Origin of the sequence: Sphingomonas rhamnosi, assembly GCF_036663615.1 — a bacterium.
GTDB lineage: Bacteria > Pseudomonadota > Alphaproteobacteria > Sphingomonadales > Sphingomonadaceae > Sphingomonas.
The window spans coordinates 93,002-118,622 of sequence record NZ_JAXOJJ010000003.1; the positions used below are offsets into that span (position 1 = coordinate 93,002).

Genomic DNA, 25,621 nt, shown 5'->3' on the forward strand with positions numbered 1-25,621 from the left:
CGGTCCCTCGCGGGGCCGCCCTTTTCCGTTCACATCTTCTCCTACAGCTTCATCGTCGCCCGCAGGAACGTGTCCGCCTTGTCGAGCAGGTCGGTCCGCGCCGCATCGTCGTCGAGCTGGTGGTCCAGCCCCTTATATTCGACGAGCTGGACGGGCTTGCCCGCGCCCTTCAGCCGCGACGCCATCAGCTCGCTTTCGCGGATCGAGACGTTCTGGTCGCGGTCGCCGTGGAACAGCAGCACGGGCGCCGCGAACCGGTCGGCATGGCGCGCCGGCGATCCCTCTTCGGCAGTGGCGTGGGTTCCGAACGTTTGGTCGAGCGAGGCCGGCGTCGAATCGCCCTTCCATTCCTCGCGCAGCATCTCGAAGTCCGTGACCGGCGCGACCGCCACGATCGCCTTGAACAAGGTCGGATCGACCGCGCTCGATTGCAGCGCGGCATAGCCGCCATAGGACCAGCCGACGATTGCGAGCTTCCCGGCATCGGCGATCCCCTGTTTGATCAGCCAACGTCCGCCGTCGTCGATATCGCCAACCGCGGTCTTCCACGATCGGAAACCGTTCTGCTGGAACCAGTTGTCGCCGTAACCGGTCGATCCGCGATAGTTCGGCTGCAGCACCGCATAGCCGCGGTTGGCGAAGAACTGCGGCAACCAGTCGAAATTCCACTCGTCGCGGGCCCAGGGGCCGCCATGCGGCAGCACGATCGCGGGCAAGTTCTTGCCGTCGCTGCCTGGCGGTAGCGTCAGGTAACCGGGCACCATCGTCCCGTCGGCGGCGGGGAAGCTGATCGGTTTGACGGTCGCCAGCTTGACGCTCGCGAGCTGAGGGCGGATCGGCAGGATTTCCGCCAGCTTCTTGGTCGTCTTGTCGAACAGATAGAAGCGACCCGGATCGGTATCGCTACGCGCGGACATCACCAATTTCTGTTCGTCGGTGCTGGCATCGACGAAGCTCGTCAGCGGCGCTCCCGGCAGCGCCCTGGACAGCGACGCCGCGAACTGTTTCAATGGCGGATCGAACATAGCGCTCTGGCGCTTGTCGGTGACCCAGCTGGCGCCGACCACGCGGTCCTGCCGGCCGATCTGGATCAATCCGTCGATATCCGCATCGGGCCGCTCGAAAACCAGCTTCTTGGTCATGCTGCCGTCGAGCGCGATGCTGTACAACCCGACGCGCCCCCCGGTCGAATCGAGCCCGTAGACCAGGTCGAGGTCGGGATCGACCGCTTGCGGCTCGAACCCCTTGGCGCGGCCGCCGGACGTGGTGAGCGTCGTCAGCGGCAGCCACTCGCGGCTGTTCTTGCGCCGATACAGGAAATCGTACCGCCCCGCGCTCTGACCCAAGCTGGTGGTCGGGCGCCGCGCCATCAGCCGCACCACGCCACGCCCATCGGTGACATAGCCGACCACGCCACCGCGCGGCGGTTCGACGGTCGCGCGTTCGAGCGTGCGGGTGTCGACGCGTTCGACGGCGAGCCCTTCGCTGGTCCGCGCCGTGAGGTGGCCGGTGGTCATTTCGGGGACGACGTAACGCTGCATCAGAACGTTGCCGTTACCCTTGTCGCCCAGCCAGTCGATCACGCCGCCGCCGCCCAGGGCGATTCCCAGCGAATACTCGCTGCCGCGCGCACTGAGCAGCTTCTGGTCGCTCCCGTCCGCGTTGATCGAGAACAGCCGGGTATAGCCGTAAAAGGACGTACCGATCTGATCGATCACGTACAGGCCGCAGACCAGCCGCGTGTTGGTCGACCAGCGGCAATAGCGCAGCCGCTCCGGATTGCCGCTCGAGCGCAGGATCGGCTTCAAACTGCCATCGCCATCGAGGTGAATGATCGATAGCACCGCGCCGCGTCCCGTGGTCGGCTGGATCACCGCCAGCGCGTTGCCATCTGGCGAGATCGTGACGTCGGTCACGTTGTCGCGCGCCCCGAACTGCCGGGCCGCCTCGCTAGGTTCGGCCTGTGCCGCCGTGCTCATTGCCGTCGCCAGCATCAGCGCCGCCGGCGCTGCCCAAGATTTGACGCTCACTTAATCCCCCATTTTCAGTCCCATGCCGATAGTATCGTAGCGGCGCATGCTTGCAATCGTCTCCATCGGTTACCGATCGTGTTCGTGGACAAGTGGAAACCGCGATGCGAGAAGACCTGCATCATTCGACCGGAGACCATGCCCGATGCGTAGCCTCATGCTTGCCGTCCTGATTCTGCCCGTCCCGCTCTCGGCCCAGACGGCGCCCGCGATATCCGTCGACACGCTCAAGTCGGTTACTCAGGAACTCTCCTCCGACGCCTATGAAGGCCGCGCGCCGACCACCCCCGCCGAGGACAAGACCGTCGCCTATATCGTCAAGCGCTTCCAGGCGGCGGGCCTGAAGCCCGGCAACAAGGGATCGTGGACGCAGGACGTGCCGATGGTCGAGATCACCGCGGGCAACGTCGCGCCCTATGTCTTCACCGGCGGCAAGACCTCTGTTAGCCTGGCCTATCGCACCGACATGGTCGCCGGCACCTACCGCGTCGCGCCCAAATCCGCGGTCGCGAACAGCGACGTCGTATTCGTCGGCTACGGCGTCACCGCGCCGGAAAAGGGCTGGGACGATTATGCCGGCGTCAACGTGAAGGGCAAGACGGTGGTCATCCTGATCAACGACCCCGACTGGCAGACCATGTCGCGCGAAGGACCGTTCGAGGGTCGCGCGATGACCTGGTACGGGCGCTGGCCCTACAAGTTCGAGAATGCCGCCAAGCACGGTGCTGCGGCTGCGATCATCGTTCACGACACCGAACCCGCCGCCTATCCCTGGGCGGTGGTGCAGTCGTCCTGGACCGGACCGCAGCTCGAACTCGACGAGAAGGGCGATCATCTCGACCAGAGCCAGGTGATCGGCTGGATGCAGAGGCCCGCCGCCGAGCGCGTCTTCGCCAGCGCCGGCAAGGATTACGCCGCGCTCGCCGCCGCCGCCAAGGTCAAGGGCTTCAAGGCCGTGCCACTCGGCCTCAAGATGAGCGCGTCGTTCGACAACGCCATCCGCCGCCAGGCGTCGAAGAACGTCATCGGCGTGCTCCCCGGTACCACCGCGCCGGGCGACACCGTGCTGTACACCGCGCATTGGGATCATCTCGGCCGCTGCGACGCGGTCGACGGCGACGACATCTGCAACGGCGCGCTCGACAATGCGAGCGGTGTCGCGGGCTTGGTGGCGATCGCGGAGGCGCAGGCGAAAGCCGGCCCCGCCAAACGCTCGATCGCGTTTATGGCGGTCACCGCGGAGGAATCCGGGTTGCTCGGCTCACGCTATTATGCCGAGCATCCGATCTATCCGCTCGCGCGCACGGTGGGCGGGGTGAACATGGACGGCCTCAACATCAACGGCCGTGCGAAGGATTTCGTCCTCGTCGGCGCGGGCAAGTCCGAGATAGAGGATCTGGTGAAGCCCTTCGTCGCCGCCGAGGGCCGCGTGATCGGGACCGAGGCGAACCCGGAGCGCGGCAGCTATTACCGCTCCGACCATTTCAGCTTCGCCAAACTCGGCGTGCCGATGCTCGACGGCGGCAGCGGCGAGGACATGGTCGTGGGCGGCACCACCGCGGGCCACGCCGCGCGCGAGGACTATGTCGCGCACCGCTATCACAAGCCGCAGGACCAGTATGACGCGTCCTGGGACTGGTCGGGCGCGGTCGAGGACCTGACGATCTATTATGGCTTGGGTCGCAAGCTCGCCGAGGATACGGCGCTCTGGCCGAACTGGTACAAGACCGCGGAATTCCGCGGCATTCGCGACCGCGATCGCGCAGGAGCCAAATAAGTGACGATACCCCCCCCGGCCGAATGGGCGCCGCACCAGGCCGTCTGGATCGGTTTTCCGAGCCATCCCGAATTGTGGCTCGAGGATCTCGACCCCGCCCGCGCCGAAGTCGTAGCCTTCGCGCGTGCGGTGCATGCCGAGGGCAGGGGCGAAACCGTGATCCTCGTCGCCGCCGATGCCGAAGCGGGGGAGGTGGCGCGCCGCCTCGCCCCGTTCGCGCAAGTGGTGGTCGAATCGTTCGGCGACATCTGGCTGCGCGACACCGCACCGATCATCGCCGGCGACGGCAGCGCGCGGGACTTCGAGTTCAATGGCTGGGGCGGCAAATACGACCTTCCGGGCGACGACAGCATCGGCGGCCGCCTGGCGCAGACCCGCGACCTTGCGGTGCAGACCTGCGACTGGGTGCTGGAAGGCGGCGCGATCGACGGCGACGGCACCGGCGTAGTCGTGACCACCCGGCAATGCCTGCTCAACGCCAACCGCAATCCGACGCTGACCGAGGCGCAGATCGCCGAACGGCTGCGCGATGATCTGGGCTTCACCAAGATCGTGTGGCTGGGCGAGGGGCTGCTCAATGACCATACCGACGGCCATGTCGACAACCTCGCGCGCTTCGTCGGGCCGGGCCGTGTCGCGATCCCGGAGGCGACCGAGAACGATCCGAACTGGCAGGTCTATCAGCACGCCAGGCGCGACGCCGAGGCCGCGGGGCTTGAGGTGGTGGCGATCCCGTCCCCCGGTCGCGTGCTGCGCGACGACGAGGTCGTGCCGGCAAGCTACATGAACTTCTACATCGGCAATGCCGCGGTGGTCGTCCCGCTCTACGGCGCCGAGAACGACGCGGCGGCGGTGGCCGCGATCCAGGCGATCTTTCCCGACCGCACGGTTGTAGGCCAGCGTGCAGACCACATCCTGACCGGCGGCGGCAGCTTCCACTGCATCAGTCAGCAGATCCCGGGCTAGGCTGCCCTACGCCGAACCAAATTCCGTCACCCCAGCGAAGGCTGGGGTCTCCCACCACAGCGGGCGACGCCTGCCGCACGAGACCCCAGCCTTCGCTGGGGTGACGAGGGTGTTGCGGAGTGGTTCCAGGGCAGCGGATCGCGGGTGTGAGATCAAGGGCGGGGGGTGGTGACGAACCGCCACGCCCCCCCTATGTACCGGCCCATGACCCAGATCACCGTCGCCGCGATACAAGCCGGTTTCACCCCCGACATCGATAGGAACATCGCCCATATCTCCCGCCTCGTCCGCGAGGCGGCGTCGCGCGGCGCGCAGGTGATCCTTCCGCCCGAATTGTTCGAGGGCGAATATTTCTGCCGCGTCGAGGATGAAGGCCTGTTCGCGCAAGCCGCCCCCGTCGGCGAGCACAAGGCGGTGCTCGCGATGCAGGCGCTCGCCGAGGCACTCAAGGTAACCATCCCGACCAGCTTCTTCGAACTCGACGGCCCGCACCATTACAACAGCCTAGCGATGATCGGCCCAGACGGCGAAATCCAGGGCGTCTACCGCAAGAGCCACATCCCTGATGGCCCCGGCTATGAAGAGAAATTCTACTTCCGCCCCGGCAACACCGGCTTCAAGGTCTGGCCACACCCAGCCGGCAAGCTTGGCGTCGGCGTCTGCTGGGACCAATGGTATCCGGAAACCGCGCGCGCGATGATGCTGATGGGCGCGGAGATGCTGTTCTACCCGACCGCGATCGGCAGCGAACCACACGACACGTCGCTCGACACCGCGCGGCTGTGGCGTCGCGCGATGGTCGGCCACGCGGTGTCCAACGTCGTGCCCGTGGTGGCCGCGAACCGCGTCGGCGTCGAGCACGGCCAGACCTTCTACGGCACCAGCTTCATCACCGACGAGCGCGGCGACATCCTCGCCGAGCTCGGCCGCGAGGACGAAGGCGTGATCACCGCGACGATCGACCTCGACATCGTCAAGCGCCACCGTGCCGCCTTCGGCTTCTTCCGCGATCGCCGGCCGGAACTCTACGGGCGCCTAGTCCAGGACATCTAAGCCCGAAAAACGAGGGGCATCATTTCCCTTCTCGTCACCCCGGCCTTGAGCCGGGGTCCCGCTTCTCCCGGCGCTTGAAAAAGCGAGACCCCGGGTCAGGCCCTGGGTGACGGACAGGCAGCGCGCCCTACACCGTCCCCCGCAATTCCACCGCGCGCGCGAACACGGCGGCAAACATCTCGGGCGTCAGCACCCCGGTGTTCTGATTGTACCGCGAGCAGTGATAGCTATCGATCAGCACCCGCCCGTCGGGCATCCGGTGCTCGGCGCCATGCGCGAACCGCGCCTTGGGCAGCCGCCCGCCGAGCATCTTCACCGCCGACTGGTGCGCGACCTGCCCCAGCGCGATCCACACGCGAGCGGCGGGCAGCGCATCGGCCTGCGTCTCCAGGAACGGCCGACAGGTCCGGATTTCCTCGGGCGTCGGCTTGTTCTGCGGCGGGAAGCACCGCACCGCGTTGATGATGATCGCACCGTGCAGCGCCAGATCGTCGGGCGGGGTGTTCGCATAGGTCCCACTCGCCAGCCCGAACTGAGTCAGCGTGTCGTACAGCAACGGCCCGCTCGCATCGCCGGTGAACGGCCGTCCGGTGCGGTTGGCGCCATGCTTGCCCGGCGCGAGCCCGACGATCCCCAGCCACGCGTCCGGATCGCCGAATGCCGGCACCGGCGCGTTCCACCAGTGCGGAAACTCGGCGCGCATCTCTTCTCGCACCGCGACCAGCCGCGGGCAGAGCGGGCAATCGCGTGGCGGCTCGCTATCGGGAAGGGGCAGGGGTTGCGGCGCGGGTAGCGGGGCGTCGAGCGGGGAAGGTGCTAAGTCCATCGGCATGCGGTAGGCGGACGCCATGCCGCCGACAAGCTGTGCCCCCCTTTACGCCATCGCGCTCGGGTCGAACCGTTGGAGCCGCCACGGCGCGCCTGCCGCGACGATCCGCGCCGCGCTGGCGGCGGTCGGCGGGGTGGTCGCGGTGTCGCCGATCATCGCCAGCGCGCCGCTCGGCCCCTCGCTCCGCCGCTACGCGAACGCCGCCGCGCTGATCGAAACCGCCGAGGATCCCGCCGCGCTGCTCGTCCGCCTGAAGCGTATCGAGCGCATGTTCGGGCGCCGTCGCGGCCGCCGCTGGGGTAGCCGCGTGATCGATCTCGATATCGTGCTGTGGTCGGGTGGCGCCTGGACCTCGCCCGGCCTCCGCGTGCCGCACGCCGCCTATCGCGACCGCGGTTTCGTCCTCGACCCTCTTGCCGCGATCGTGCCGCGGTGGCGCGACCCGCGAACCGGCGAAACGGTGCGCCAACTGGCCGCGAAGGTTGACCGACCGCGGCCACGCACCTAGGTGCGGCGCACGGTGGGGCCCATAGCTCAGTTGGTAGAGCAACGGACTTTTAATCTGTAGGTCTCGGGTTCGAGTCCCGATGGGCCCACCAATACCGCAACCCCTCTCGCCGCCGCCACTGGGACGGGGCGATCTGCGGTCTTAAGGAATTGCGTGCACCGGTGCGCTGCTGTGGGCCGCGGTCGAGTCGCCCGCGCCGCTGACGAACGCCATCAGCAACAGGCCGGTCACCAGCACCGATGCGCTGATCAACGACGGCAGCCGGGTCTTGTTGGACGAAATTCCGGTATGAAGCGCCATGCATCTCTCTCCTTTGGCGGCAGGTGATCCTGCTCGCTGCGGGGAATACATCATGCGCCGCGCCTGCCGTCAACGCGCCCGTCATTCCGTGACCACGCCCGCGCCCACGCCCGCGCATCGACACGGCCCGCCTCTACCGGGGGGGGGTGGCAAAGGCGAGCCGAGCCGTTGAACCAGAAAAGCAGCCACAACGGCCATAGCATCAACGCGCGCCAGCGCGATTCGGCTCGCATTCCAGAAACGAGACCCAAGGCTAGCCAAACCCCTGATCCGTCGCGATATCGGGCCGATCAGCACGAGGCGTCCCCATGACCAGCTTTTCGAACACGCGGCTTGCCATCGGCACCTATGCGGGCAACGGCGGCGCGGGCGTCCACGCGGTCGCCGACGACGGCACGCTGTGCGCAGCCTATCCGGATGCGATGAACGTCTCGTTCGGAGTCTATTCGTCGCGGTTCGATCTCCACTATCTGGTCGACGAACGCGACGCCGGCGCGGTCGGTACGCACCGCTACGCACAATCGGACTGGCAGTCGGTGGCATACGCCCCGACCGGCGGCGCGGCGCCGTGCCACGCCGCGCTCAACCACGCGCAGACTCTGCTCGCAGTCGCGAACTATGGCAGCGGCAGCGTGTCGCTGTTCCGGCTCGACGCCGACGGCCTGCCGATCGCGCCTCCGCAGGTCCACGCCAACCACGGTCACGGGCCCAATCCGGAGCGCCAAGAGGCTCCCCATGCGCACTGGGTCGGGTTCAGTCCGGACGATCGCTGGCTGTACCAGACCGATCTCGGCACCGATCAGATCCTCGCCTTTCCGATCGACGAGAGCGGCGGTCTCGGCGCACCGCGCGTCGCCTATGCGGCACCGCCCGGGTCGGGGCCGCGGCATCTGTTGCTCCACCCGGCGCATCCCGATCGCGCCTATCTGGTCAGCGAACTCGCCAACACGCTGACCCTGCTCGATCGCGCGGGTGACGATCTCGTCGCGCGCGGTCGATACTCGACTCTACCCGATGGTTGGCACGGTGAGAGCATCGTCGCGCATCTGATCGCCAACCGCGCCGGCGACCGGCTCTACGTTTCGAATCGCGGGCACGACAGCATCGCGGTGTTCGCGCTCGATGCGGCCGGCGAACCGCATTTGCTCCAGCATGCACCGACCGGCGGCGCCTATCCGCGTGCGCTGTTGTTGCGCGAGGACAAGGGGGCGATGATCGTCGCGCATGAACAGGGGCAGACCGTGACCACGCTCGACCTCGCTGCCGACGGCCGCCTGACCCCCACTGGGTTCAGCCTTCCCGTGCCCGGCGCGGCGTTCGTATTCGTGGCGGAAGGCGCGTGAGCGGGCGTCGCGTGCCCCCGATCCTCGTCGGGGCCTCGGTCGCGGCGGTCGGCATCGCGCTGGTCCTCGCGGCCGGTCTGGTGATCGGGCGCTGGCCGTTCGGCTTCGACCGATCGATCATCCTCGGCCTGCGCGCCTGGGGCGGTCCAGCCTGGCTGCCCGGTACGGCGGTCGACATCACCGCGCTCGGTGGTGGTACGGTACTGACGATCGTCGTCGTCACCGTCGCCGGATTGTTGTTCGTCCAGCGGCTCTGGCTGACCGGTCTTGCGACCATCGCCGCCAGCGTGACCGGCGGCCTTATCGTCGCCTTCGTCAAGACGCAGATCGACCGCGCGCGGCCCGACATCGTCGACCACCTCGTGATCGTCTCGCACGCCAGCTTCCCCAGCGGCCATTCGGCGAACAGCGCGGTCGTGTACCTGACGCTCGCCGGGCTCGCGCAGCAGGTCACGACGAACCGCCCGGCGCGACGCTACGTCATGGCCGTCGCGATCCTGCTGGTCGGCGCGATCGGTTGCAGCCGCGTGTATCTGGGCGTGCACTGGCCGAGCGACGTGCTTGCGGGCTGGAGTTTTGGCACGCTCTGGGCGCTCGCCTGGTGGCTTGCGACCGCGAAGCTCCGGGCGTCAATCGGCGGCGAGCGCTAGCACCGCCTTCGCCGCCTTCAGGTGCGGGGCGTCGACCATTCGCCCGTCGAGTTGCAGCGCGCCGGCGCCCGGATTGGCTGCGAACAGATCAACCACCGCCTGCGCGCGGGCGATCTCGTCGGTCGACGGCGAGAAGGCCGCGTTGATCACCGGCACCTGCGCCGGATGGATCGCCATCATGCCCGTGAACCCGTCGCGCCGCCCGCGCGCCGCATAGGCGGCCAGCCCGTCCAGATCGCGAAAATCGGGATAGACCGTCTCGATCGCCGGCACCCCCGCCGCATGCGCGCCGAACAGCGTCAGCGACCGCGCCAGCTGATACGGCGCGGTGTACGACCCGTCGGCTTCGCGCGACGTCGCTGCGCCGATCGCCGCAGGCAGGTCCTCCGCGCCCCAGGTCAGCCCGCACAGCCGCGGCGTCACGCCCCCATAGCTGCCGAGCGCGAACACCGCGGCGGGCGTCTCGGTCGCGATCGGCAGGATGCGGATGTCGCCCTCGAGCATCGCATCGAGCGCCGCGAGGCTCGCCGCACCCTCCGCCTTGGGCAGCACGATCCCGTCGGGACGCGCGGTCAGCACCGCCGCCAGATCATCCTGCGCCAGCCCCGAATCGAGCGGATTGATCCGCACGAACAGGGCGCGCGACCGCGGCCCGGCGAGAAACTCCGCAACCGCCGCCCTTGCGCCGACCTTCGCCCCCGGCGCGACCGAATCCTCCAGGTCGAGGATCAGCGCATCGACGTCGAGCGCCGCGGCCTTGACCATCCGCTCGGCCCTGTCCCCCGGCACGAACAGCAATGACCGCAGTCTCACCGCCCGCGCTCCGCCAGCACCCGTTCCCACCCCAGCGCGTCACGCACGATTCCGTCGAGATCGGCGTGTTTCGGCGTCCAGTCGAGCGCGGCCAGGATCGCGCTATTGTCCGCGATCAGCGCCGCCGGATCGCCCGCGCGCCGACCTTCCAACCGGCGCTCGATCGTCCGGTTGGTCACCTTGTCGACCGCGTCGAGCACTTCGAGCACCGAGAAGCCGCGGCCATAGCCCGCGTTCAGCGTGTGGCTCTTGGTCGGCTCGGCCACCAGCAGGTCGAGTGCTGCGACATGCGCGGCGGCCAGATCGGTGACGTGGATGTAATCGCGCACCCCGGTGCCGTCGGGCGTGTCGAAATCGGTGCCATACACCCCGACCGCGTCGCGCTTGCCGGTCGCCGCCTCGACCGCGATCTTGATCAAGTGCGTCGCGCCGATCGTCGACTGGCCGCTGCGCCCCTGCGGATCCGCGCCCGCGACGTTGAAGTAGCGCAGCGCCGCATAGTTCATCGGATGCGCTGCAGCGACGTCGCGCAGCATCGCCTCGGTCATCAGCTTCGACATGCCGTACGGGTTGATCGGCACCGTCGGATCGCCCTCCGCCACCGGCACGCGCTCGGGCGTGCCATAGGTCGCCGCGGTCGACGAGAAGATGAAATGCGCCACGCCCTCCGCGACCGCGCTCTCGATCAGCGACCGGCTGGCCGCGGTGTTGTTGCGATAATATTTGAGCGGGTCGCTAACCGATTCGGGCACCACCACCGAGCCCGCGAAATGCATGATCGCACGCACCTTGTGGTCGCGGATCGCCGCGCGGACCTTCGTATCGTCGGCGACGTTCGCCTGCACCAGCGTCGCGCGCGGATCGACCGCCCAGTCGAACCCGGTGACCAGATTGTCGACCACGACGACCGCGTGCCCCGCATCGAGCAGCGCCAGCACCGCATGGCTGCCGATATAGCCGGCCCCGCCCGTCACCATCACCTTGCCGTCGATCACGCCCGTCTCCTCTTTGCCTCGCGGTAGCGGCTTCCTATCTTGACGCAAAGGAGATCGTGATGACCGATTATGTGACTTTGGCCGGCGGCTGTTTCTGGTGCACCGAAGCGGTGTTCAAGGACGTCATCGGCGTCGAGAGCGTCGAGAGCGGCTATATCGGCGGGCACGTGCCCGATCCGACCTACAAACAGGTCTGCGGCGGCGACACCGGCCATGCCGAGGCGATCCGGATCGGCTACGACTCGCAGCAACTGGCGCTGGGCGACCTGCTCGACATCTTCTTCGCCACCCACGATGCGACGACGCTGAACCGTCAGGGCAACGATGTCGGCACCCAGTATCGCTCGGCGATGTTCCCTGCCGACGATGCGCAACAGGCCGAGATGAAGGCCGCGATCGACCGCGCCCAGGCGACCAGCGACAAGCCGATCGTCACCACGATCGAGCCGATGGCGACCTGGTACCCGGCCGAAATCTACCACCAGGATTATTGGGAAACCTCGGGCCGCTCGAACCCGTACTGCATGGCGGTGATTCCCCCCAAGCTGCAGAAGCTCCGCAAGAGCTTCGCGGCACGGTCAAAGGCCGCTGTAGCTGCATAAACCCTCCGTCACTCCGGGCATGACCCGGGGTCCCGCTTCCTCGCGAACCATCAGGAAGCGGGACCCCGGCTCGAGGCCGGGGTGACGTACTCCTATCGATGCGCCGCCCGTCGCAAACGATCGTTGATCGCCTCGCCGATCCCGTCGGCCGGCACTGGCGCCACCGCAATCCGCGCCGACGCATTCGCATCGGCCACATGCAGCAGGTCAAACAACCGCGCCGCCGCCTCGATCAGGTCGCCCGCCGCCGACAGCGTTACGTCGCCCGCGACGGCACCGAACCCGATCAGCCACTCATCGTCAGCCGCCTCGGTCGCGTTGAGCCGAAGCGGCTTCGTCGGTGCGTAATGACTCTCAAGCTGGCCCGGCGCCGTCACGAGACGCTCGTTTCCCGGCGAAGGCCGGGGCCCAGTTGGAGGGCGCTCGTGAGGCACGTCGTCCGCCGTTAGAGCGACCTCTCCACCTGGGCCCCGGCCTTCGCCGGGGAACAGTTTGAGAATATCGGCGCTCGTCACCGGCCCCGGCCGCAACACCGACCGCCCCATCACGATCGTCGACTCCAGCCCAGCTTCGGTCGCGCCATCGTCGAGAATGAGCGGCGCATTCCTCCCAAGACTTGCCGCGACATGCGCCACCGTCGTCGGCGAAATCCCCCCGCTCGCATTGGCCGAAGGCGCCGCCAGCGGCCGCCCCGACGCCGCGATCAGCGCCTGCATCGCGCGGTGCCGCGGCACTCGGATCGCGATCGTGTCCAGCCCCGCGGTCACCAGCGCCGCGATCCCCGCATCGGCCCGCAACGGCAGCACCAGCGTCAACGGCCCCGGCCAGAACGCCGCCGCCAGCGCGCGCGCATCGGCATCGAACACCGCGATCCGCTCCGCCGCTTCCAGGTCGGCCACATGCACGATCAACGGGTTGAAACTCGGCCGTCCCTTCGCCGCATAGATCCCCGCCACCGCCGCCGGATTCGTCGCGTCGGCGGCGAGTCCGTACACCGTCTCGGTCGGCACCGCGACGAGTCCGCCGTCGCGAATCACCGCGGCCGCCTCAGCGATCGCGGCCATGCCGTAGGGTAAAATCAGGGGGTGTGGACGGGCCATTTCGAAGGCCTATAGCGGGCACAAAGCGTAGCGATAAGAGGATGCGATGCCCTTCACTCCGGCCACCACCGAACAGCGTTTCGTACTCGACCATGTCGTGCGGATCGACGAGCTAGCCGCGACCGACCGGTACGCCGCCGCCAGCGACGACGTCGTCGATGCGGTGCTCGAAGGCGTGGGGCAGTTCGCCGCCGGCGAATGGGCCCCGCTCAACCGCGCGGGCGACACTGTCGGCGCGAAATGGACCCCGGACGGCGTCGTCATGCCCGACGGCTTCGCACAGGCGTACAAGGATTATGTCGAGGGCGGTTGGGGCACGATCGGCGTCGACGAGGCATGGGGCGGGCAGGGGCTTCCCTTCGCGATCCAGACCGCGGTGCTCGACACCCTGGGCTCGGCGAACATGGGTTTCGCGCTCTGCCCGACGCTGACCGTCGGCGCGATCGAGGCGCTCGCGCATCACGGCTCGCCCGAGCAGCAGGCGCTGTACCTCCCCCATCTCGCGACCGGCGAATGGACCGGCACGATGAACCTGACCGAGCCGCAGGCCGGCTCCGACGTCGGCGCGCTCCGCGCCACCGCGACGCCACTCGGCGACGGCAAGTGGAGCATCAAGGGCACGAAAATCTATATCTCGTTCGGTGACCACGACATGGCGCCGAACATCGTCCATCTCGTCCTGGCCCGCACCCCCGGCGCGCCCGCGGGCACGAAGGGCATCTCGCTCTTCCTCGTCCCCAAATATCGCCTGAACACCGATGGCACGCCGGGCGATTTCAACGATGTCCGCGTCGTCTCGATCGAGCACAAGATGGGGCTCCATGCGTCCCCCACCTGCGTGCTGAGCTTCGGCGATAATGACGATTGCGTCGGCGAGCTGATCGGCGCCGAACTCGGCGGCATCCGCGCGATGTTCACGATGATGAACAATGCCCGCCTCAATGTGGGCCTTCAGGGCGTGCAGGTCGCCGAGGGCGCGACGCAGGGCGCGGTCGCCTATGCGCTCGACCGCGTCCAGTCCGCGCGCGCTGGCTCGCCCGACAAGAACGCGGTCCGGATCGTCGAGCATCCCGACGTCCGCCGCATGCTGATGCGGATGAAGGCGCAGACCCAGGCTGCCCGCGCGCTGGTCTATTACGCCGCGGGGCAGGTCGACCGCGCCAATCTCGGTGACCCCGCGGCACGCAACCGCCTCGAACTCGTCACCCCGCTCGCCAAGGCGCACGGCACCGATCTCGGCAACGAAGTCGCGTCGCTGGGCATCCAGGTGTTCGGCGGCATGGGCTATGTCGAGGAAACCGGCGCCGCGCAGTATTTCCGCGATGCGCGCATCACCCCGATCTACGAAGGCACCAACGGCATCCAGGCCGCCGATCTGGTCGGCCGCAAGCTGGCGATGGACAATGGCGGCGCGTTCGCGACGCTGATCGCCGACATCCGCGCCGAAGCGACCGACACGAACCTGCTCGCTTTGGTTGACGCTTGCGACGAGATCGGCCGCCGCCTCGCTACGTCGGACGCCGACGACAAGCTCGCCGCCAGCTACCCGTTCCTGACGATGCTCTCGGTCGCGACCTGTGGCTGGCTGATGGAACGCCAAGGCGGCATCGCCGCGAACGGCACCGACGATTTCTCGGCAATGAAGTCGGCAGCAGCACGCTTCTACCTCGACCAGATCGTCCCCGAGGCGATGGGCCTGAAAGCAGCGGCAACCGCCAGCGCGGAAGTCCTGTACTCGATCACCCCAGAGCTGTTCGCCGCCTGAGTCCTTTCGTCATGCCGGACTTGTTCCGGCATACATGGTGCCGCGAATCCAACCGCCCGGGATCCGCGGCACCATGGAGCCCGGAACACGTCCGGGGTGACGGACGGAATGGAATGGGGCCGCTGCGAGCCGCTCCGCATGCGCGTACCGTCGCCCCCCGGTTCCCCCGACCCCGCATCGCCGCTACAGCCCACCGCCATGTTCGACATCGACCTCTATCTCGCCCGCATCGCGATGCCCGCCCGCCCGACGCTCGACTCGATCGGCCTCGGCCGGCTCCAGCACGCGCACCGCCTCGCTATCCCGTTCGAGAATATCGACGTCGTGCTCGGCCGCGGCATCGCGATCGACAGCGCGTCGGTGTTCGCGAAACTCGTCACTGCACGCCGCGGCGGCTATTGCTTCGAGCACAACCGCCTGTTCCTCGACGCGCTCGCCGAACTCGGCTTCACCGCGCGTCCGCTGCTTGCGCGCGTCTGGCTCGGCGCCACCGAAACGCCCCCGCTGACCCACACCTTCGCGCTGGTCAGCATCGACGGCCAGGACTGGATCGCCGACGCCGGCTTCGGCGGCAGCTACACCCCCGTGCTGCCGCTCACCGACGGCGCCGAGGCGGACGCTCCCGACGGCGCGCGCTTCCGCCTCGAGGCAGGCGAGCATGGCTGGACGCTGCTGCGCGACGGCGACCCGATGACCACCGACGGCCGCGACCAGAATCCCGGTTTCCGTCCGCAATACAGCTTCACGCTGGCGCCGGTGTTCGACGCCGATCTCGCGCTGTCCAACCACTGGACCGCGACCGCGCCTGTCAGCCGCTTCGTCCAGGGCCCGATCGTCAGCATCATCCTGCCGCACGGCTTCGCGACGCTCACCGGCCGCCACTATCGCCGCCGCGCCGGCGAGGACGTCAGCATCGGCGAGGTCACCGACCCCCGCGTCTACCGCATCCGCATGGGCCTGTTGTTCGGCATCGAGCTGACGACCGATGAGGTCGCCGCGCTGGGGCTGTTCTAGCCGCCCGTGTTCCTGCGAAGGTAGGAACCCCGGGTCACAAACGCCGCGTTCCGTTACCCTGGGCTCCTGCCTTCGCAGGAGCACCACATCACGCACCCGGCTCGAAAATCTCTTCGATCCGGCACCCGAACAACGCCGCGATCTTGAACGCCAGCGGCAGCGACGGATCGTAGCGCCCGGTCTCGATCGCATTGACGCTCTGCCGCGACACGTCGAGCCGCTCGGCCAGGTCGCCCTGGCTCCAGTCGCGCTCGGCGCGCAGCACCTTCAGCCGGTTCTTCACGCCGCGGGCCGCCGCATCGCGGCGATGTTGTAGGCCCAACCGATCCACAACCCGCCGTACCACAGCAACGCGGTGTAGAAGGCGGGGACGTGCGGGACGAGCGCGACCGTTTCCAGAAACCCCCAGGCGGTCGTGACGCTGAGCATGAAGCCGCTCGCGATCAGCGCCTGACGGACCATCAGCATACGCAGATACTCGTCGGTCTCCTCGACGATGTAGCGCCCGAGCACCAGGAAGGTGCCGATCAGCGGTACCGCCGGCAGCACCGCGACCAGATAGGCAATCGGGCCATGCAGCGCGCCGCGCCGGAACAGATAGACCATCGCGAACAGCAACAGCGCATAGACGATGCTCAGGATCAGCACGCGCCGATAGTATCGACGGATCGCGGTGTTCAGCAGCATGGAAAGCTCCCTTTCGATTCAGTAAGGGAAGCTTTACATCCTGCGGCGAAGAGAGGTCAAGCGTCCTTGTCACGGCGCGCCATGCTTTCGTGCGACCTTTGCGACCTTCGATCGGTCAGATGATGTAGTCGACGCTCTTCGTCTGCGCCCGGTCAGCGCTCACCGCGCCGCGCTTGGCGACCATCTGTCGGTGGAGTTCGCGCACCGTGTCACTGCCGCGCGTCTTGCACAGCGCGGGGACGAAGGCATGCACCAGCGCACCGATCCCGCCCGCGATCATCGTCACCCCGAACCGACCCGCTACGCCGAAATGCTGGGCATAGCTCTCGCCGACGGTTTCGGGATGGTCGAGGAACAGACGGCGGAACATCGGCGGGTCTCCTTGGCTGCAGTCTAGCGCGGGGCGAGCGCCTCGACCATCCCGCTGGCGAGCAGGCTCAAACTGTCGTCGCGCGCGCCCATCACCACGATCCGGTCGCCCGCGCGCGCCTCGGCCACCAGCAACGCCGCCGCGTCGCCCCGGTCCGCGACATACCGCGCATCGCGCCCCGCCGCCGCAATCTTCGCGACGATGTCCGCGCTCGTCACCGCGCGGCTGACGGTGCCGCCGTGATAGACCGGATCCGGCAGCACGAGCATGTCGCCGTCGCGCATCCGCTCGACGAACATCGCTGTCAGCGCCTCGCCCATCACCTTCAGCGGGCCATAGCCATGCGGCTGGAACAGCAACAGCACGCGCCCCGGAAACGCGTGCAGCGTGTCCAGCGTCGCCGCGATCTTGTCCGGATTATGCCCGAAATCGTCGATCACGGCGATGCCGCCCGCCTCGCCGACGAAGTCGAATCGCCGCCGCAATCCGGTGAACCCGCCGATCGCGCGCACCGCGTCAGCAAGCGAAACCCCGGCCGCCACTGCTGCGCCGATGGCAGCCAGTGCGTTCGAGACATTGTGCCGTCCCGGCACCTGCAGGGTCACCGGCACCGGCGCGTTGCCGCCCACGACCAGCGCGAAATCGACCCCGAACGGCCGCTCGACCACGTCGCGCGCGGCAAAGTCCGCGTCGCGGTCGATCCCGAACGTCGTCACCCGCCGGCGCGGCAGGGCGTCGGCCAGCGCCGCGGCCTCGTCGTTGTCGCTGTTCACGATCGCGGTCTCGGCCTTGCCGATGAAGTCCGCGAACAGCAGCCGCAGCTCGTCGAGCCCCTTGTGGTCCAGGCTCACATTGTTGAGCACCGCGATCCTCGGGCTGTAGCCCGCGATCGACCCGTCGCTCTCGTCGACCTCGCTGACGAACGCCTCTCCGGCCCCCACCAGCGCGCTCGCGAACGGCGCGTCGGGGCTCGCGAAATTCTTCATCACCGCGCCGTTCATCACGGTCGGATCGCGGCCGCATGCCTGGAGGATCCAGCCGATCATCCCCGTCACGGTCGATTTGCCGCTGGTTCCCGCGATCCCGATCGGCAGCATGCTCGCGTTGAACAGCGACGCGAGCATGCCCGCGCGGCTTAGCCGCTCGCAGCCGAGTCTTTCGGCCGCGACCATGTCGGGCACGCTCGCCTCGATCGCGGCGGAGGCGATGACGATCTGGTCCGCCGACACGATCCCGCTGCCGTCCTGCGCGAACAGCGCCACGCCGCGCTTGCGCAGGTCGTCGAACTTGGCGGGCACGCGCCCCTGGTCGAGCCCACGGTCCGATCCCGCAACGGTCGCGCCGCGCCCTGCGAGGATCATCGCCAGCGGCATCATGCCGGAACCGCCGATGCCGACGAAGAAGTAGGATTTGCCGTTCTGCATGGCGCCGGGCTATCGGCGGAACCACGACGGCACAAGGTTGCAGATTGGGGAGACGGACAATCAGGATCGGAGTCCTCGCCGCATCGAGCCGCACCAACCCCGAGGTGATCCCGAAGATCACCGCCTATGCCGCCGCCGCGTTTCCCGAGATCGAGCTCGTCTTCCACCCGGGGTGCAAGGCGACCGACGGCCATTTCGCGGGTTCCGATTTCGCCCGCGCGGCGGCGTTCCTGGAATACGCCAACGACCCCGCGTTCGACGCGCTCTGGTTCCTGCGCGGCGGCTACGGCGCCAACCGCATCCTCGCGATGGTCATGCCGCACCTCAAGCGCGCCGCGCACCAGAAGGCCTATCTCGGCTATTCCGACGTCGGCTTCCTGCTCGGCGCGCTCTACGCCCGCCGCATCGGCCGTCCGGTCCACGGCCCGATGGCGAGCGACATCAACCGCCACGACGGCGATCGGACGGTCGCACGCTCATTAGGCTGGCTGGCCCACGGGGACAGGACGGGACTGGAGCCGGGCCTCAAAGGCCAGCCCTCCGCAGCATTCAACCTGACGATTCTCACCTCGCTGATCGGCACGCCGTGGCTGCCCGATCTCACCGATCACGTGCTGATCGTCGAGGAGGTGTCGGAGCCGATGTACAATGTCGATCGCATGCTCTTCAAACTAGCGAACGCGACGCAGCTGAAGGGCATCGCCGGCCTGCGCCTCGGCGCGGTGACCGCGGTGCAGGCGAACGATCCCCCCTGGGGCGAGACGCTCGATTACATGATGGTGCGGTGGAGCCGCGACATGGACGTGCCGTATTTGGGCCGCGCGGAGATCGGGCATACCCAGGCCAATCATGTGGTGCCGTTCGGGATCGCGTGACTCCCCTTTCGAGACCGTCACCCCCAAACCGTCACCCAAGCGAAGGCTAGGGTCTCCCTGTTGGAGAGCGCAGCACCCGCCCCATGGAGATCCCAGCCTTCGCTGGGATGACGGAAGAGGGGGTGTTGCCTATATACCCCTCGCAACGGCATAAGCCCCGCTCTTCAAGCCTCAGAAAGTTCCCCATGTCCGCGCACCCGGCCGAGTTGTTCCGCATCACGCTGCCCGACGGTTCCGTCCGAGAGGTTGCGCCCGGGACCACCCCCGCGGATGTCGCCGCCGCCATCGGCCCCGGTCTCGCCAAGGCCGCGCTCGCCGCGCGCATCGACGGACAGGTCCGCGACCTCACGCGGCCCTTCGAGGGCGACACGCAGCTGGCGCTCGTTACCGCGCGCGACGAGGCCGATGCGCTCGAACTCGTCCGCCACGACCTCGCGCACGTCATGGCCGAGGCGGTGCAGAACCTGTTCCCCGGCACCGAGATCACCTTCGGCCCCGCGACCGACGACGGCTTCTATTACGACTTCGCGCCGAAGGACCGCCAGTTCACCGACGACGACCTTCCCGCGATCGAGGCCGAGATGCGCGCGATCATCGCCCGCAACGAGCCGTTCACGCGCGAAGTCTGGACCCGCCAGCAGCTGATCGACCGCTGGACCGAGCAGGGCGAGCGCTTCAAGGCCGAATGGGCCGCCGAACTGCCCGAGGGCGAGGAACTGACGATCTATCGCCAGGGCGACTGGCTCGACATGTGCCGCGGCCCCCACATGGTCTCGACCGGCAAGCTCGATCCCCAGGCGTTCAAGCTCACGCGCGTGTCCGGTGCCTATTGGCGCGGCGACCAGAAGAACGCGATGCTCAGCCGCATCTACGGCACCGGCTGGCTCAACAAGAAGCAGCTCGACGCGTACCTGTTCCGCCTCGAGGAAGCCGCCAAGCGCGACCATCGCAAAATCGGCCAGGAGATGGACCTGTTCCACCTCCAGTCGGAGGCGCAGGGCTCGGTGTTCTGGCACCCCAAAGGCTTCATCCTGTGGCGCCAGCTCGAGGCGTATATGCGCCGCCGGCTCGATGCCGCGGGCTATGAGGAGGTCAAGACCCCCCAGCTGATGGACGCGCGCCAGTGGGAGCAATCCGGGCACTGGGGCAAATACCGCGAGAACATGTTCGTCGTCCCCGACGAGATTCCCGGCACCGAGGACGATGCGGCGATCTTCAGCGGCACCGCCGACCTGATGGCGCTCAAGCCGATGAACTGCCCCGCGCACGTGCTGATCTTCCGCCAGGGGATCAAGTCGTACCGCGACCTGCCGATGCGCATGGCCGAATTCGGTTGCTGCCACCGCAACGAGCCGCACGGCGCGCTGCACGGCATCATGCGCGTCCGCCAGTTCACGCAGGACGACGCGCATATCTTCGTCCGCGAGGACCAGCTGATCGACGAGGTCCGCGCCTTTTGCGAACTGCTCGACACCGTCTACCGCGACCTCGGCTTCGAGGATTATGCGGTGAAGCTCGCGCTGCGCCCTGAAAAGCGGTTCGGCAGTGAAGAGATGTGGGACAAGGCCGAATCCGAACTGCGCGAGGCGGTGCTCGGCTCGAACCTGTCCGACTCGATCAAGGGAAAGTTCGAGGAACTGCCGGGCGAGGGGGCGTTCTACGCGCCGAAACTCGAATTCCACCTGACCGACGCGATCGGCCGCACCTGGCAGGTCGGCACGATCCAGTCCGACCGCGTCCTTCCCGAACGACTCGACGCGTCGTACGTCGGCCAGGACGGCGAGCGTCACCGCCCGGTGATGCTCCACCGTGCGATCCTCGGCACGTTCGAACGCTTCATTGGCATCCTGATCGAACATCATGCCGGCCGCTTCCCGCTCTGGCTCGCGCCGACGCAGGTCGTGGTCGCGACGATCGTGTCGGACGCCGACGACTATGCGGAAACCGTCGCGGCCACGCTGCGCAAGGCGGGCTTGCGCGTCGAGACCGACCTGCGCAACGAGAAGATCAACTACAAGGTCCGCGAGCACAGCCTGGCGAAGGTCCCCAACCTTCTCGTCGTCGGCAAGCGCGAGGCCGAGGAAGGCAAGGTCGCGCTACGCACGCTCGGCAGCCAGGCGCAGACCATTTTGACGCTGGAAGAGGCCGTCGATCGCCTCCGCGCAGAGGCGACTCCCCCCGATATGTGATAGGCTCCGGCCATGACGATCTTCCAGAACATCAGGAATGGGCTGATCCCCGCGCGCCTGACGGTCGCGGAGGTCTATGCGTTGCAGGACGCCGGCGTGATCGACGATCGCGACCGCTTCGAACTGATCGACGGGGAGATCGTGCCGATGGCCGCTGCCAAGTTCAGCCATCACGAACGCATGAAGTCCCGGCTGAACGAGGCGCTGGTCTTTACCAAACCGCCCGAGATCGGGGTGTTCGTCGAGCCATCGGTGAGCTTCAGCGAAACGACGATGCTCGAGCCCGATCTCGCTTTGTGGCCGCGCGATATCGGATCGCAGGACGTCCGGGGCACCGACCTGCTGTTGCTGATCGAGGTCGCCGTCTCGTCGCTGGGGTTCGATCTCCGGGTGAAGGCGGGCAAATACGCCCGTCACGGCGTGCGCGATTATTGGGTGGTCGACGCGATCCGCAAGACGATCCGCGTGCACCGCGCGCCGGTCGACGGTGGCTATACCGATGTCGAGGAATATGAAGCGCATGACACGGTATGTGCGCTGCTTCTGCCCGATATCGCCATTCGTCTCGACGTGATCGACGGACCGCCTTCAAAACGACCGTGAGATGCGCTATATGGGAGAATAGCAAAACCACAGGAGCAAACCCATACGTCCTCCCACGATGCGCCGGCCGATGCAGGCGCCGCCGATGAACGGCCCCCGATTCAACGAATTCATCGTCAGCCCCAAGGTCCGCGTGATCGACCATGAGGGCGAGAACCTCGGCGTAATGTTCACGCGCGAGGCGATGGAGCAGGCTGCCGAGCACGGGCTCGACCTCGTAGAGGTATCGCCCAACGCCGATCCGCCCGTCGCCAAGTTCCTCGACGTCGGCAAGTTCAAGTATGAGGCGCAGAAGAAGGCGAACCTCGCACGCAAGTCGCAGAAGACGCAGGAGATCAAGGAGATCAAGATGCGTCCGAACATCGACGACCATGATTACGACACGAAGATGAAGAAGGTGAACGACTTCATCGGCGAGGGCGATAAGGTCAAGATCACGCTGCGCTTCCGCGGTCGCGAGCTCAGCCACGGCCAGCTCGGCATGAACCTGCTCAAGCGCGTGCAGGACGACGTCGCCGAAGTCGCGAAGGTCGAAGCCTATCCGCGCATGGAAGGCCGCCAGATGCTGATGGTGCTCGCACCCAAGTAAAACGCGCGCCGCACGTGGCGACTCGACACGGCCGGTCCGATGCAACGCGTCGGGCCGGCCGTTTTGCGTCTAGGCAAGATGGCGTAGCCCGTCACCCCGGGCTCGACCCGGGGTCCCGCTTCATCGAGAACCTGATAGGGTGACGATGATCGCCGGTGCCGACCGCATGAACAGGTAAATCCAGTGTTGCGTACGAGACACAATCTTCAAAAAACGCTTTCCGCATACGGAAATTAATGGACGTTCACGCCTGCATCTCCTTACCTTTCGAAACAAACCATAAGTTCGAAACAATTCGAATAGATCAGGAGAGAATGCCGATGCGTAGGATCGCATATCTGTTGTCCGCTGTCGCCACCGCGGCGCTGACCGTCCCGGCCTTCGCGCAGGATGTGCCTACTACGCAAGGCGAGGCGCAGGCCGCCACGACGTCGACTCCCGGCACCGCGCAAGGCTCGGTCGCGCAGGACGACGATACGCGCAACGTCGGCGACATCGTCATCACCGCGACCCGTCGCGCAGAACGCCTGTCCAACGTGCCCGTCGCGGTCTCCGCGGTCGGTTCGGCCGCGCTGGAGAATACCGGCGCCACCGACATCCGTCAGGCGACCCAGCTCGTGCCCTCGCTGCTCGTCTCCTCGACCGGCAGCGAAGCCAACGCCTCGGCGCGTATCCGCGGCATCGGCACGGTCGGCGACAACCCCGGCCTCGAAAGCTCGGTCGCGGTGTTCATCGACGGCGTCTATCGCAGCCGCACCGGCTCGGGTCTCAACGATCTCGGCGAAGTCGAACGGATCGAAGTGCTGCGCGGGCCGCAGGGCACGCTGGCCGGCCGCAACGCGTCGGCCGGTACGATCAACATCCTGACCAAGCTGCCCGACTATAAGTTCGGCGGCTATGCCGAGGCGACCTACGGCAATTACAACAATATCCGCATCGCCGGGGGCCTCACCGGTCCGATCATCGCGGACAAGCTGGCGTTCCGCCTCGACGGCGTGTTCGGCAAGCGCGACGGCTATCTCTACGACGTCGTCAACAAGACCGACTACAACGACCGCAACCGCTATTTCGTCCGCGGGCAGCTGCTGTTCGAGCCCTCGGCCGACGTCTCGGTCCGGCTGATCGGCGATTACACGCGCCGCGACGAGAAATGCTGCGGCGCAGTGTATATCAACACCGACGAGAAGATCGATCCGACCCCGACCGTCGCCGGCGACTTCGCGATCAACCCGGCGGGCAACCGCATCGTCCAGGTCATGCAGAGCATGGGTGCGGTCTTCCCGAGCGCGGGCGATCCGTTCAATCGCCGCATCGCGAATTCGCCGGGCAAGGCTTATGCGAACATCACCAAGGATTATGGCGGTTCCGCGCAGATCGACGCCAATCTCGGCTTCGCACAGCTGACCTCGATCACCGCCTACCGCGAATATAAGTCGGGCAACGCCGCCGACATCGATTACGGCAATCTCGACATCGGCTACCGCGCCGATGACGGCAACGCGTACCGCCAGTTCCACACCTTCACGCAGGAAGTCCGCCTCAACGGCTCGCTGTTCGACGACAAGCTCGACTGGCTGATCGGCGGCTATTTCTCGAAGGAAGACCTGGTCGTCGCCGACAATCTGAAGTTCGGCACGCAGTACGGCGCGTTCGCCGCCTGCCGCATCGTCGCGACGATCAACCCGGCTGCGGCATTGCGCAATCCGCTCAATCCGGGTTGTCTGAGCGCAGGGGGCCGTGCGACGTTGGGCGGGCAATTGCCGGGTACGACACCCGCGTTCGGTGCACTCACCCCGACGATTCTCGGCATGGTCGATCGGCTCAGCACGCTCAACAATCTCGGCGACACCAGGTCGACCTATTATCAGGACAGCAAGAACTACGCGTTCTTCACGCACAACATCTTCAAGCTCACCGACAAGCTCTCGATCACCGGCGGCCTGCGCTATACGCACGAGCAGAAGGACTTCCACGGCGATTTTCAGAACAACAATACGATCTGTCCGGCGCAACAGGCGACCGGCGCCGCGGTATTCAACGCTATCGCCACGACGCCCGGTCTCCCGGCCGCAACGCGCGCGCAGCTGAACCAGATCGTCGGCGGCATCGTCACGCTGACCTGCACCGGCAACTCGACCTCGGCGCTCAACACCCTCGACCTCAATGACGGGTTCAAGGAAGGCGAGTTCAGCGGCACCGGCATCATCTCGTACAAGCCGTACACCGACACCCTGCTCTACGCGTCCTATTCGCGCGGCTACAAGGCGGGCGGCTATAACCTCGATCGTTCGGATCTGACCGCCAACGTGTTCAGCGCGCCCACCAACGCCAGCGCCAGCCGTTTGCGGTTCGACCCCGAAACCGTCAACGCATACGAAGTCGGCGTCAAATACACCTCGCGCGACTTCACGCTGAACGTCGCGGGCTTCCGGCAGGACTTCAAGAACTTCCAGCTGAATACCTTCAACGGCACCAACTTCATCGTTCAGAACATCAGCTCGTGCGACACCAGCCTCAATGGCGCCGATCGCGATGCCAGCGCCACCACCGGCGCCTGCACGGGCAAGGTCCAGTACGGAGTGCGTTCGCAGGGCTTCGAAATCGAGACCGGCATGTATCCGGCGCGCAATTTCCAGGTCGGGCTCGGCTACACGTTCGTCGACACGAAGTTCAAGAACAACCTGGTCGGGTCGCAGACCGGCGAGGCACTCGATCCCGCACTGTTCCTGCTGTCGGGCAGCACCATCTCGAATGCGCCCAAGCATACGGTGACGGCATCGACCACCTGGACGCCGGAGATCGGCTCGTCGGGGATCACCGCGCTGTTCTACGTCGATGGCCGCATGACCAGCGACTATAACACCGGCTCGGACCTGTTCGCTGAGAAGGAGCAGGACGGGTTCTTCCTGATGAACGCGCGCGTCGGCATCCGCGGACCCGAACAGCGCTGGGCGCTGGAAGTCTGGGCGCAGAACCTGCTCGACACCAACTACCAGCAGGTCGCCTTCAACGCGCCGTTCCAGGGCGCCGGCAGCCAGTCGCAGGTCCAGGCGTTCGGGGGCGTGGGGAACCAGATCTTCACGTCCTACCTGGCCGAGCCGCGCACCTACGGCCTGACGCTCCGCACGCGGTTCTGATC

At 67.0% G+C, this 25,621-nt stretch carries 24 protein-coding genes and 1 tRNA gene; 15 read left to right on the forward strand and 10 right to left on the reverse strand.

Going from position 1 to position 25,621, the window contains the following annotated elements; translation table 11 throughout:
- Positions 1-41: 41 nt before the first annotated feature.
- Positions 42-2,030 carry an alpha/beta hydrolase family protein gene (locus U1701_RS07970; RefSeq protein ID WP_332782026.1) on the reverse strand — a complete coding sequence of 663 codons (1,989 nt, stop codon included), beginning with the start codon at positions 2,028-2,030 and terminating at the stop codon, positions 42-44.
- Positions 2,031-2,175: 145 nt separating this feature from the next.
- On the opposite strand from U1701_RS07970, the gene U1701_RS07975 reads away from it, so the two are divergent.
- From U1701_RS07975 to aguB, 3 genes are all read left to right on the forward strand, one after another.
- Positions 2,176-3,807, forward strand: a complete 1,632-nt coding sequence (locus U1701_RS07975; RefSeq protein WP_332782027.1) for a M28 family peptidase — start codon at positions 2,176-2,178, stop codon at positions 3,805-3,807.
- Positions 3,808-4,773, forward strand: coding sequence for an agmatine deiminase family protein (locus U1701_RS07980; RefSeq protein WP_332782028.1), 966 nt, complete (start codon positions 3,808-3,810; stop codon positions 4,771-4,773).
- A gap of 204 nt (positions 4,774-4,977) precedes the next feature.
- Positions 4,978-5,826 carry an N-carbamoylputrescine amidase gene (gene aguB / locus U1701_RS07985; protein WP_332782029.1) on the forward strand — a complete coding sequence of 283 codons (849 nt, stop codon included), beginning with the start codon at positions 4,978-4,980 and terminating at the stop codon, positions 5,824-5,826.
- Positions 5,827-5,953: 127 nt separating this feature from the next.
- On the opposite strand, the gene U1701_RS07990 is transcribed toward aguB, so the two are convergent.
- Positions 5,954-6,652 carry a uracil-DNA glycosylase gene (locus U1701_RS07990; protein ID WP_332782030.1) on the reverse strand — a complete coding sequence of 233 codons (699 nt, stop codon included), beginning with the start codon at positions 6,650-6,652 and terminating at the stop codon, positions 5,954-5,956.
- A gap of 22 nt (positions 6,653-6,674) precedes the next feature.
- Here U1701_RS07990 and folK point away from each other — a divergent pair, with 22 nt between their 5' ends.
- A complete protein-coding gene (folK, locus tag U1701_RS07995; protein ID WP_332782031.1) occupies positions 6,675-7,163 on the forward strand; it encodes a 2-amino-4-hydroxy-6-hydroxymethyldihydropteridine diphosphokinase in 489 nt (162 codons plus the stop codon).
- Positions 7,164-7,178: 15 nt separating this feature from the next.
- Positions 7,179-7,254 (forward strand) — tRNA-Lys (locus U1701_RS08000).
- A gap of 50 nt (positions 7,255-7,304) precedes the next feature.
- On the opposite strand, the gene U1701_RS08005 is transcribed toward U1701_RS08000, so the two are convergent.
- Entirely contained in the window at positions 7,305-7,463 is a 159-nt protein-coding gene (locus U1701_RS08005) for a hypothetical protein (protein ID WP_332782032.1), read from the reverse strand.
- A gap of 308 nt (positions 7,464-7,771) precedes the next feature.
- On the opposite strand from U1701_RS08005, the gene U1701_RS08010 reads away from it, so the two are divergent.
- Complete coding sequence (locus tag U1701_RS08010) at positions 7,772-8,806, forward strand: lactonase family protein (RefSeq protein ID WP_332782033.1); 1,035 nt, start codon at positions 7,772-7,774, stop codon at positions 8,804-8,806.
- Positions 8,803-9,456, forward strand: coding sequence for a phosphatase PAP2 family protein (locus tag U1701_RS08015; protein ID WP_332782034.1), 654 nt, complete (start codon positions 8,803-8,805; stop codon positions 9,454-9,456). The genes U1701_RS08010 and U1701_RS08015 overlap by 4 nt, the downstream gene beginning before the upstream one ends.
- Here the strand turns inward: U1701_RS08015 and U1701_RS08020 are convergent.
- On the reverse strand, positions 9,436-10,269 hold the full coding sequence (locus U1701_RS08020; RefSeq protein ID WP_332782035.1) for an HpcH/HpaI aldolase/citrate lyase family protein: 834 nt from the start codon (positions 10,267-10,269) through the stop codon (positions 9,436-9,438). The genes U1701_RS08015 and U1701_RS08020 overlap by 21 nt on opposite strands.
- Entirely contained in the window at positions 10,266-11,264 is a 999-nt protein-coding gene (galE, locus tag U1701_RS08025; protein ID WP_332782036.1) for a UDP-glucose 4-epimerase GalE, read from the reverse strand. Before galE ends, U1701_RS08020 begins: the two co-directional genes overlap by 4 nt.
- Before the next feature lie 59 nt (positions 11,265-11,323).
- Here galE and msrA point away from each other — a divergent pair, with 59 nt between their 5' ends.
- The gene (gene msrA, locus U1701_RS08030) at positions 11,324-11,866 is read left to right on the forward strand and encodes a peptide-methionine (S)-S-oxide reductase MsrA (RefSeq protein WP_332782037.1); all 543 of its coding nucleotides are present in this window, start codon (positions 11,324-11,326) and stop codon (positions 11,864-11,866) included.
- Between the two features lie 92 nt (positions 11,867-11,958).
- On the opposite strand, the gene U1701_RS08035 is transcribed toward msrA, so the two are convergent.
- Positions 11,959-12,930, reverse strand: a complete 972-nt coding sequence (locus U1701_RS08035; protein WP_332782038.1) for an L-threonylcarbamoyladenylate synthase — start codon at positions 12,928-12,930, stop codon at positions 11,959-11,961.
- An 82-nt stretch (positions 12,931-13,012) separates the two neighbouring features.
- Between U1701_RS08035 and U1701_RS08040 the strand changes: the two genes are divergently transcribed.
- Positions 13,013-14,731, forward strand: a complete 1,719-nt coding sequence (locus tag U1701_RS08040; protein ID WP_332782039.1) for an acyl-CoA dehydrogenase family protein — start codon at positions 13,013-13,015, stop codon at positions 14,729-14,731.
- Between the two features lie 198 nt (positions 14,732-14,929).
- A complete protein-coding gene (locus U1701_RS08045; RefSeq protein ID WP_332782040.1) occupies positions 14,930-15,745 on the forward strand; it encodes an arylamine N-acetyltransferase family protein in 816 nt (271 codons plus the stop codon).
- Positions 15,746-15,833: 88 nt separating this feature from the next.
- On the opposite strand, the gene U1701_RS08050 is transcribed toward U1701_RS08045, so the two are convergent.
- The 4 genes from U1701_RS08050 to U1701_RS08065 all read right to left on the reverse strand — a co-directional run bounded on the left by U1701_RS08050 (position 15,834) and on the right by U1701_RS08065 (position 18,226).
- Complete coding sequence (locus U1701_RS08050; RefSeq protein WP_332782041.1) at positions 15,834-16,028, reverse strand: helix-turn-helix transcriptional regulator; 195 nt, start codon at positions 16,026-16,028, stop codon at positions 15,834-15,836.
- Positions 16,025-16,432 (reverse strand): hypothetical protein, encoded by a 408-nt coding sequence (locus U1701_RS08055; RefSeq protein WP_332782042.1) that lies wholly within the window; start codon positions 16,430-16,432, stop codon positions 16,025-16,027. Before U1701_RS08055 ends, U1701_RS08050 begins: the two co-directional genes overlap by 4 nt.
- Positions 16,433-16,547: 115 nt before the next feature.
- Positions 16,548-16,802 carry a DUF6356 family protein gene (locus U1701_RS08060; protein ID WP_332782043.1) on the reverse strand — a complete coding sequence of 85 codons (255 nt, stop codon included), beginning with the start codon at positions 16,800-16,802 and terminating at the stop codon, positions 16,548-16,550.
- A gap of 23 nt (positions 16,803-16,825) precedes the next feature.
- Complete coding sequence (locus U1701_RS08065; protein WP_332782044.1) at positions 16,826-18,226, reverse strand: UDP-N-acetylmuramate--L-alanine ligase; 1,401 nt, start codon at positions 18,224-18,226, stop codon at positions 16,826-16,828.
- A gap of 59 nt (positions 18,227-18,285) precedes the next feature.
- Between U1701_RS08065 and U1701_RS08070 the strand changes: the two genes are divergently transcribed.
- The 5 genes from U1701_RS08070 to U1701_RS08090 all read left to right on the forward strand — a co-directional run bounded on the left by U1701_RS08070 (position 18,286) and on the right by U1701_RS08090 (position 25,619).
- On the forward strand, positions 18,286-19,101 hold the full coding sequence (locus U1701_RS08070) for an LD-carboxypeptidase (protein WP_332782328.1): 816 nt from the start codon (positions 18,286-18,288) through the stop codon (positions 19,099-19,101).
- A 185-nt stretch (positions 19,102-19,286) separates the two neighbouring features.
- Positions 19,287-21,290, forward strand: a complete 2,004-nt coding sequence (thrS, locus tag U1701_RS08075; protein ID WP_332782045.1) for a threonine--tRNA ligase — start codon at positions 19,287-19,289, stop codon at positions 21,288-21,290.
- 12 nt (positions 21,291-21,302) lie between these two features.
- Entirely contained in the window at positions 21,303-21,893 is a 591-nt protein-coding gene (locus tag U1701_RS08080) for a Uma2 family endonuclease (RefSeq protein WP_332782046.1), read from the forward strand.
- A 58-nt stretch (positions 21,894-21,951) separates the two neighbouring features.
- Positions 21,952-22,482 (forward strand): translation initiation factor IF-3, encoded by a 531-nt coding sequence (gene infC / locus U1701_RS08085; protein WP_147083189.1) that lies wholly within the window; start codon positions 21,952-21,954, stop codon positions 22,480-22,482.
- A 320-nt stretch (positions 22,483-22,802) separates the two neighbouring features.
- On the forward strand, positions 22,803-25,619 hold the full coding sequence (locus U1701_RS08090; RefSeq protein WP_332782047.1) for a TonB-dependent receptor: 2,817 nt from the start codon (positions 22,803-22,805) through the stop codon (positions 25,617-25,619).
- The last annotated feature ends 2 nt before the right edge of the window (positions 25,620-25,621 follow it).

What these genes read in the sequence shown, in the direction of transcription:
- U1701_RS07975 (WP_332782027.1), top strand. Translation starts at nt 2,176, where the DNA reads ATGCGTAGCCTCATGCTTGCCGTCCTGATTCTGCCCGTCCCGCTCTCG.
- aguB (WP_332782029.1), top strand. Translation starts at nt 4,978, where the DNA reads ATGACCCAGATCACCGTCGCCGCGATACAAGCCGGTTTCACCCCCGAC.
- U1701_RS07990 (WP_332782030.1), bottom strand. Translation starts at nt 6,652, where the DNA reads ATGGACTTAGCACCTTCCCCGCTCGACGCCCCGCTACCCGCGCCGCAA.
- folK (WP_332782031.1), top strand. Translation starts at nt 6,675, where the DNA reads ATGCCGCCGACAAGCTGTGCCCCCCTTTACGCCATCGCGCTCGGGTCG.
- U1701_RS08005 (WP_332782032.1), bottom strand. Translation starts at nt 7,463, where the DNA reads ATGGCGCTTCATACCGGAATTTCGTCCAACAAGACCCGGCTGCCGTCG.
- U1701_RS08010 (WP_332782033.1), top strand. Translation starts at nt 7,772, where the DNA reads ATGACCAGCTTTTCGAACACGCGGCTTGCCATCGGCACCTATGCGGGC.
- msrA (WP_332782037.1), top strand. Translation starts at nt 11,324, where the DNA reads ATGACCGATTATGTGACTTTGGCCGGCGGCTGTTTCTGGTGCACCGAA.
- U1701_RS08035 (WP_332782038.1), bottom strand. Translation starts at nt 12,930, where the DNA reads ATGGCCGCGATCGCTGAGGCGGCCGCGGTGATTCGCGACGGCGGACTC.
- U1701_RS08040 (WP_332782039.1), top strand. Translation starts at nt 13,013, where the DNA reads ATGCCCTTCACTCCGGCCACCACCGAACAGCGTTTCGTACTCGACCAT.
- U1701_RS08045 (WP_332782040.1), top strand. Translation starts at nt 14,930, where the DNA reads ATGTTCGACATCGACCTCTATCTCGCCCGCATCGCGATGCCCGCCCGC.
- U1701_RS08055 (WP_332782042.1), bottom strand. Translation starts at nt 16,432, where the DNA reads ATGCTGCTGAACACCGCGATCCGTCGATACTATCGGCGCGTGCTGATC.
- U1701_RS08060 (WP_332782043.1), bottom strand. Translation starts at nt 16,802, where the DNA reads ATGTTCCGCCGTCTGTTCCTCGACCATCCCGAAACCGTCGGCGAGAGC.
- U1701_RS08065 (WP_332782044.1), bottom strand. Translation starts at nt 18,226, where the DNA reads ATGCAGAACGGCAAATCCTACTTCTTCGTCGGCATCGGCGGTTCCGGC.
- thrS (WP_332782045.1), top strand. Translation starts at nt 19,287, where the DNA reads ATGTCCGCGCACCCGGCCGAGTTGTTCCGCATCACGCTGCCCGACGGT.
- U1701_RS08080 (WP_332782046.1), top strand. Translation starts at nt 21,303, where the DNA reads ATGACGATCTTCCAGAACATCAGGAATGGGCTGATCCCCGCGCGCCTG.
- infC (WP_147083189.1), top strand. Translation starts at nt 21,952, where the DNA reads ATGCGCCGGCCGATGCAGGCGCCGCCGATGAACGGCCCCCGATTCAAC.
- U1701_RS08090 (WP_332782047.1), top strand. Translation starts at nt 22,803, where the DNA reads ATGCGTAGGATCGCATATCTGTTGTCCGCTGTCGCCACCGCGGCGCTG.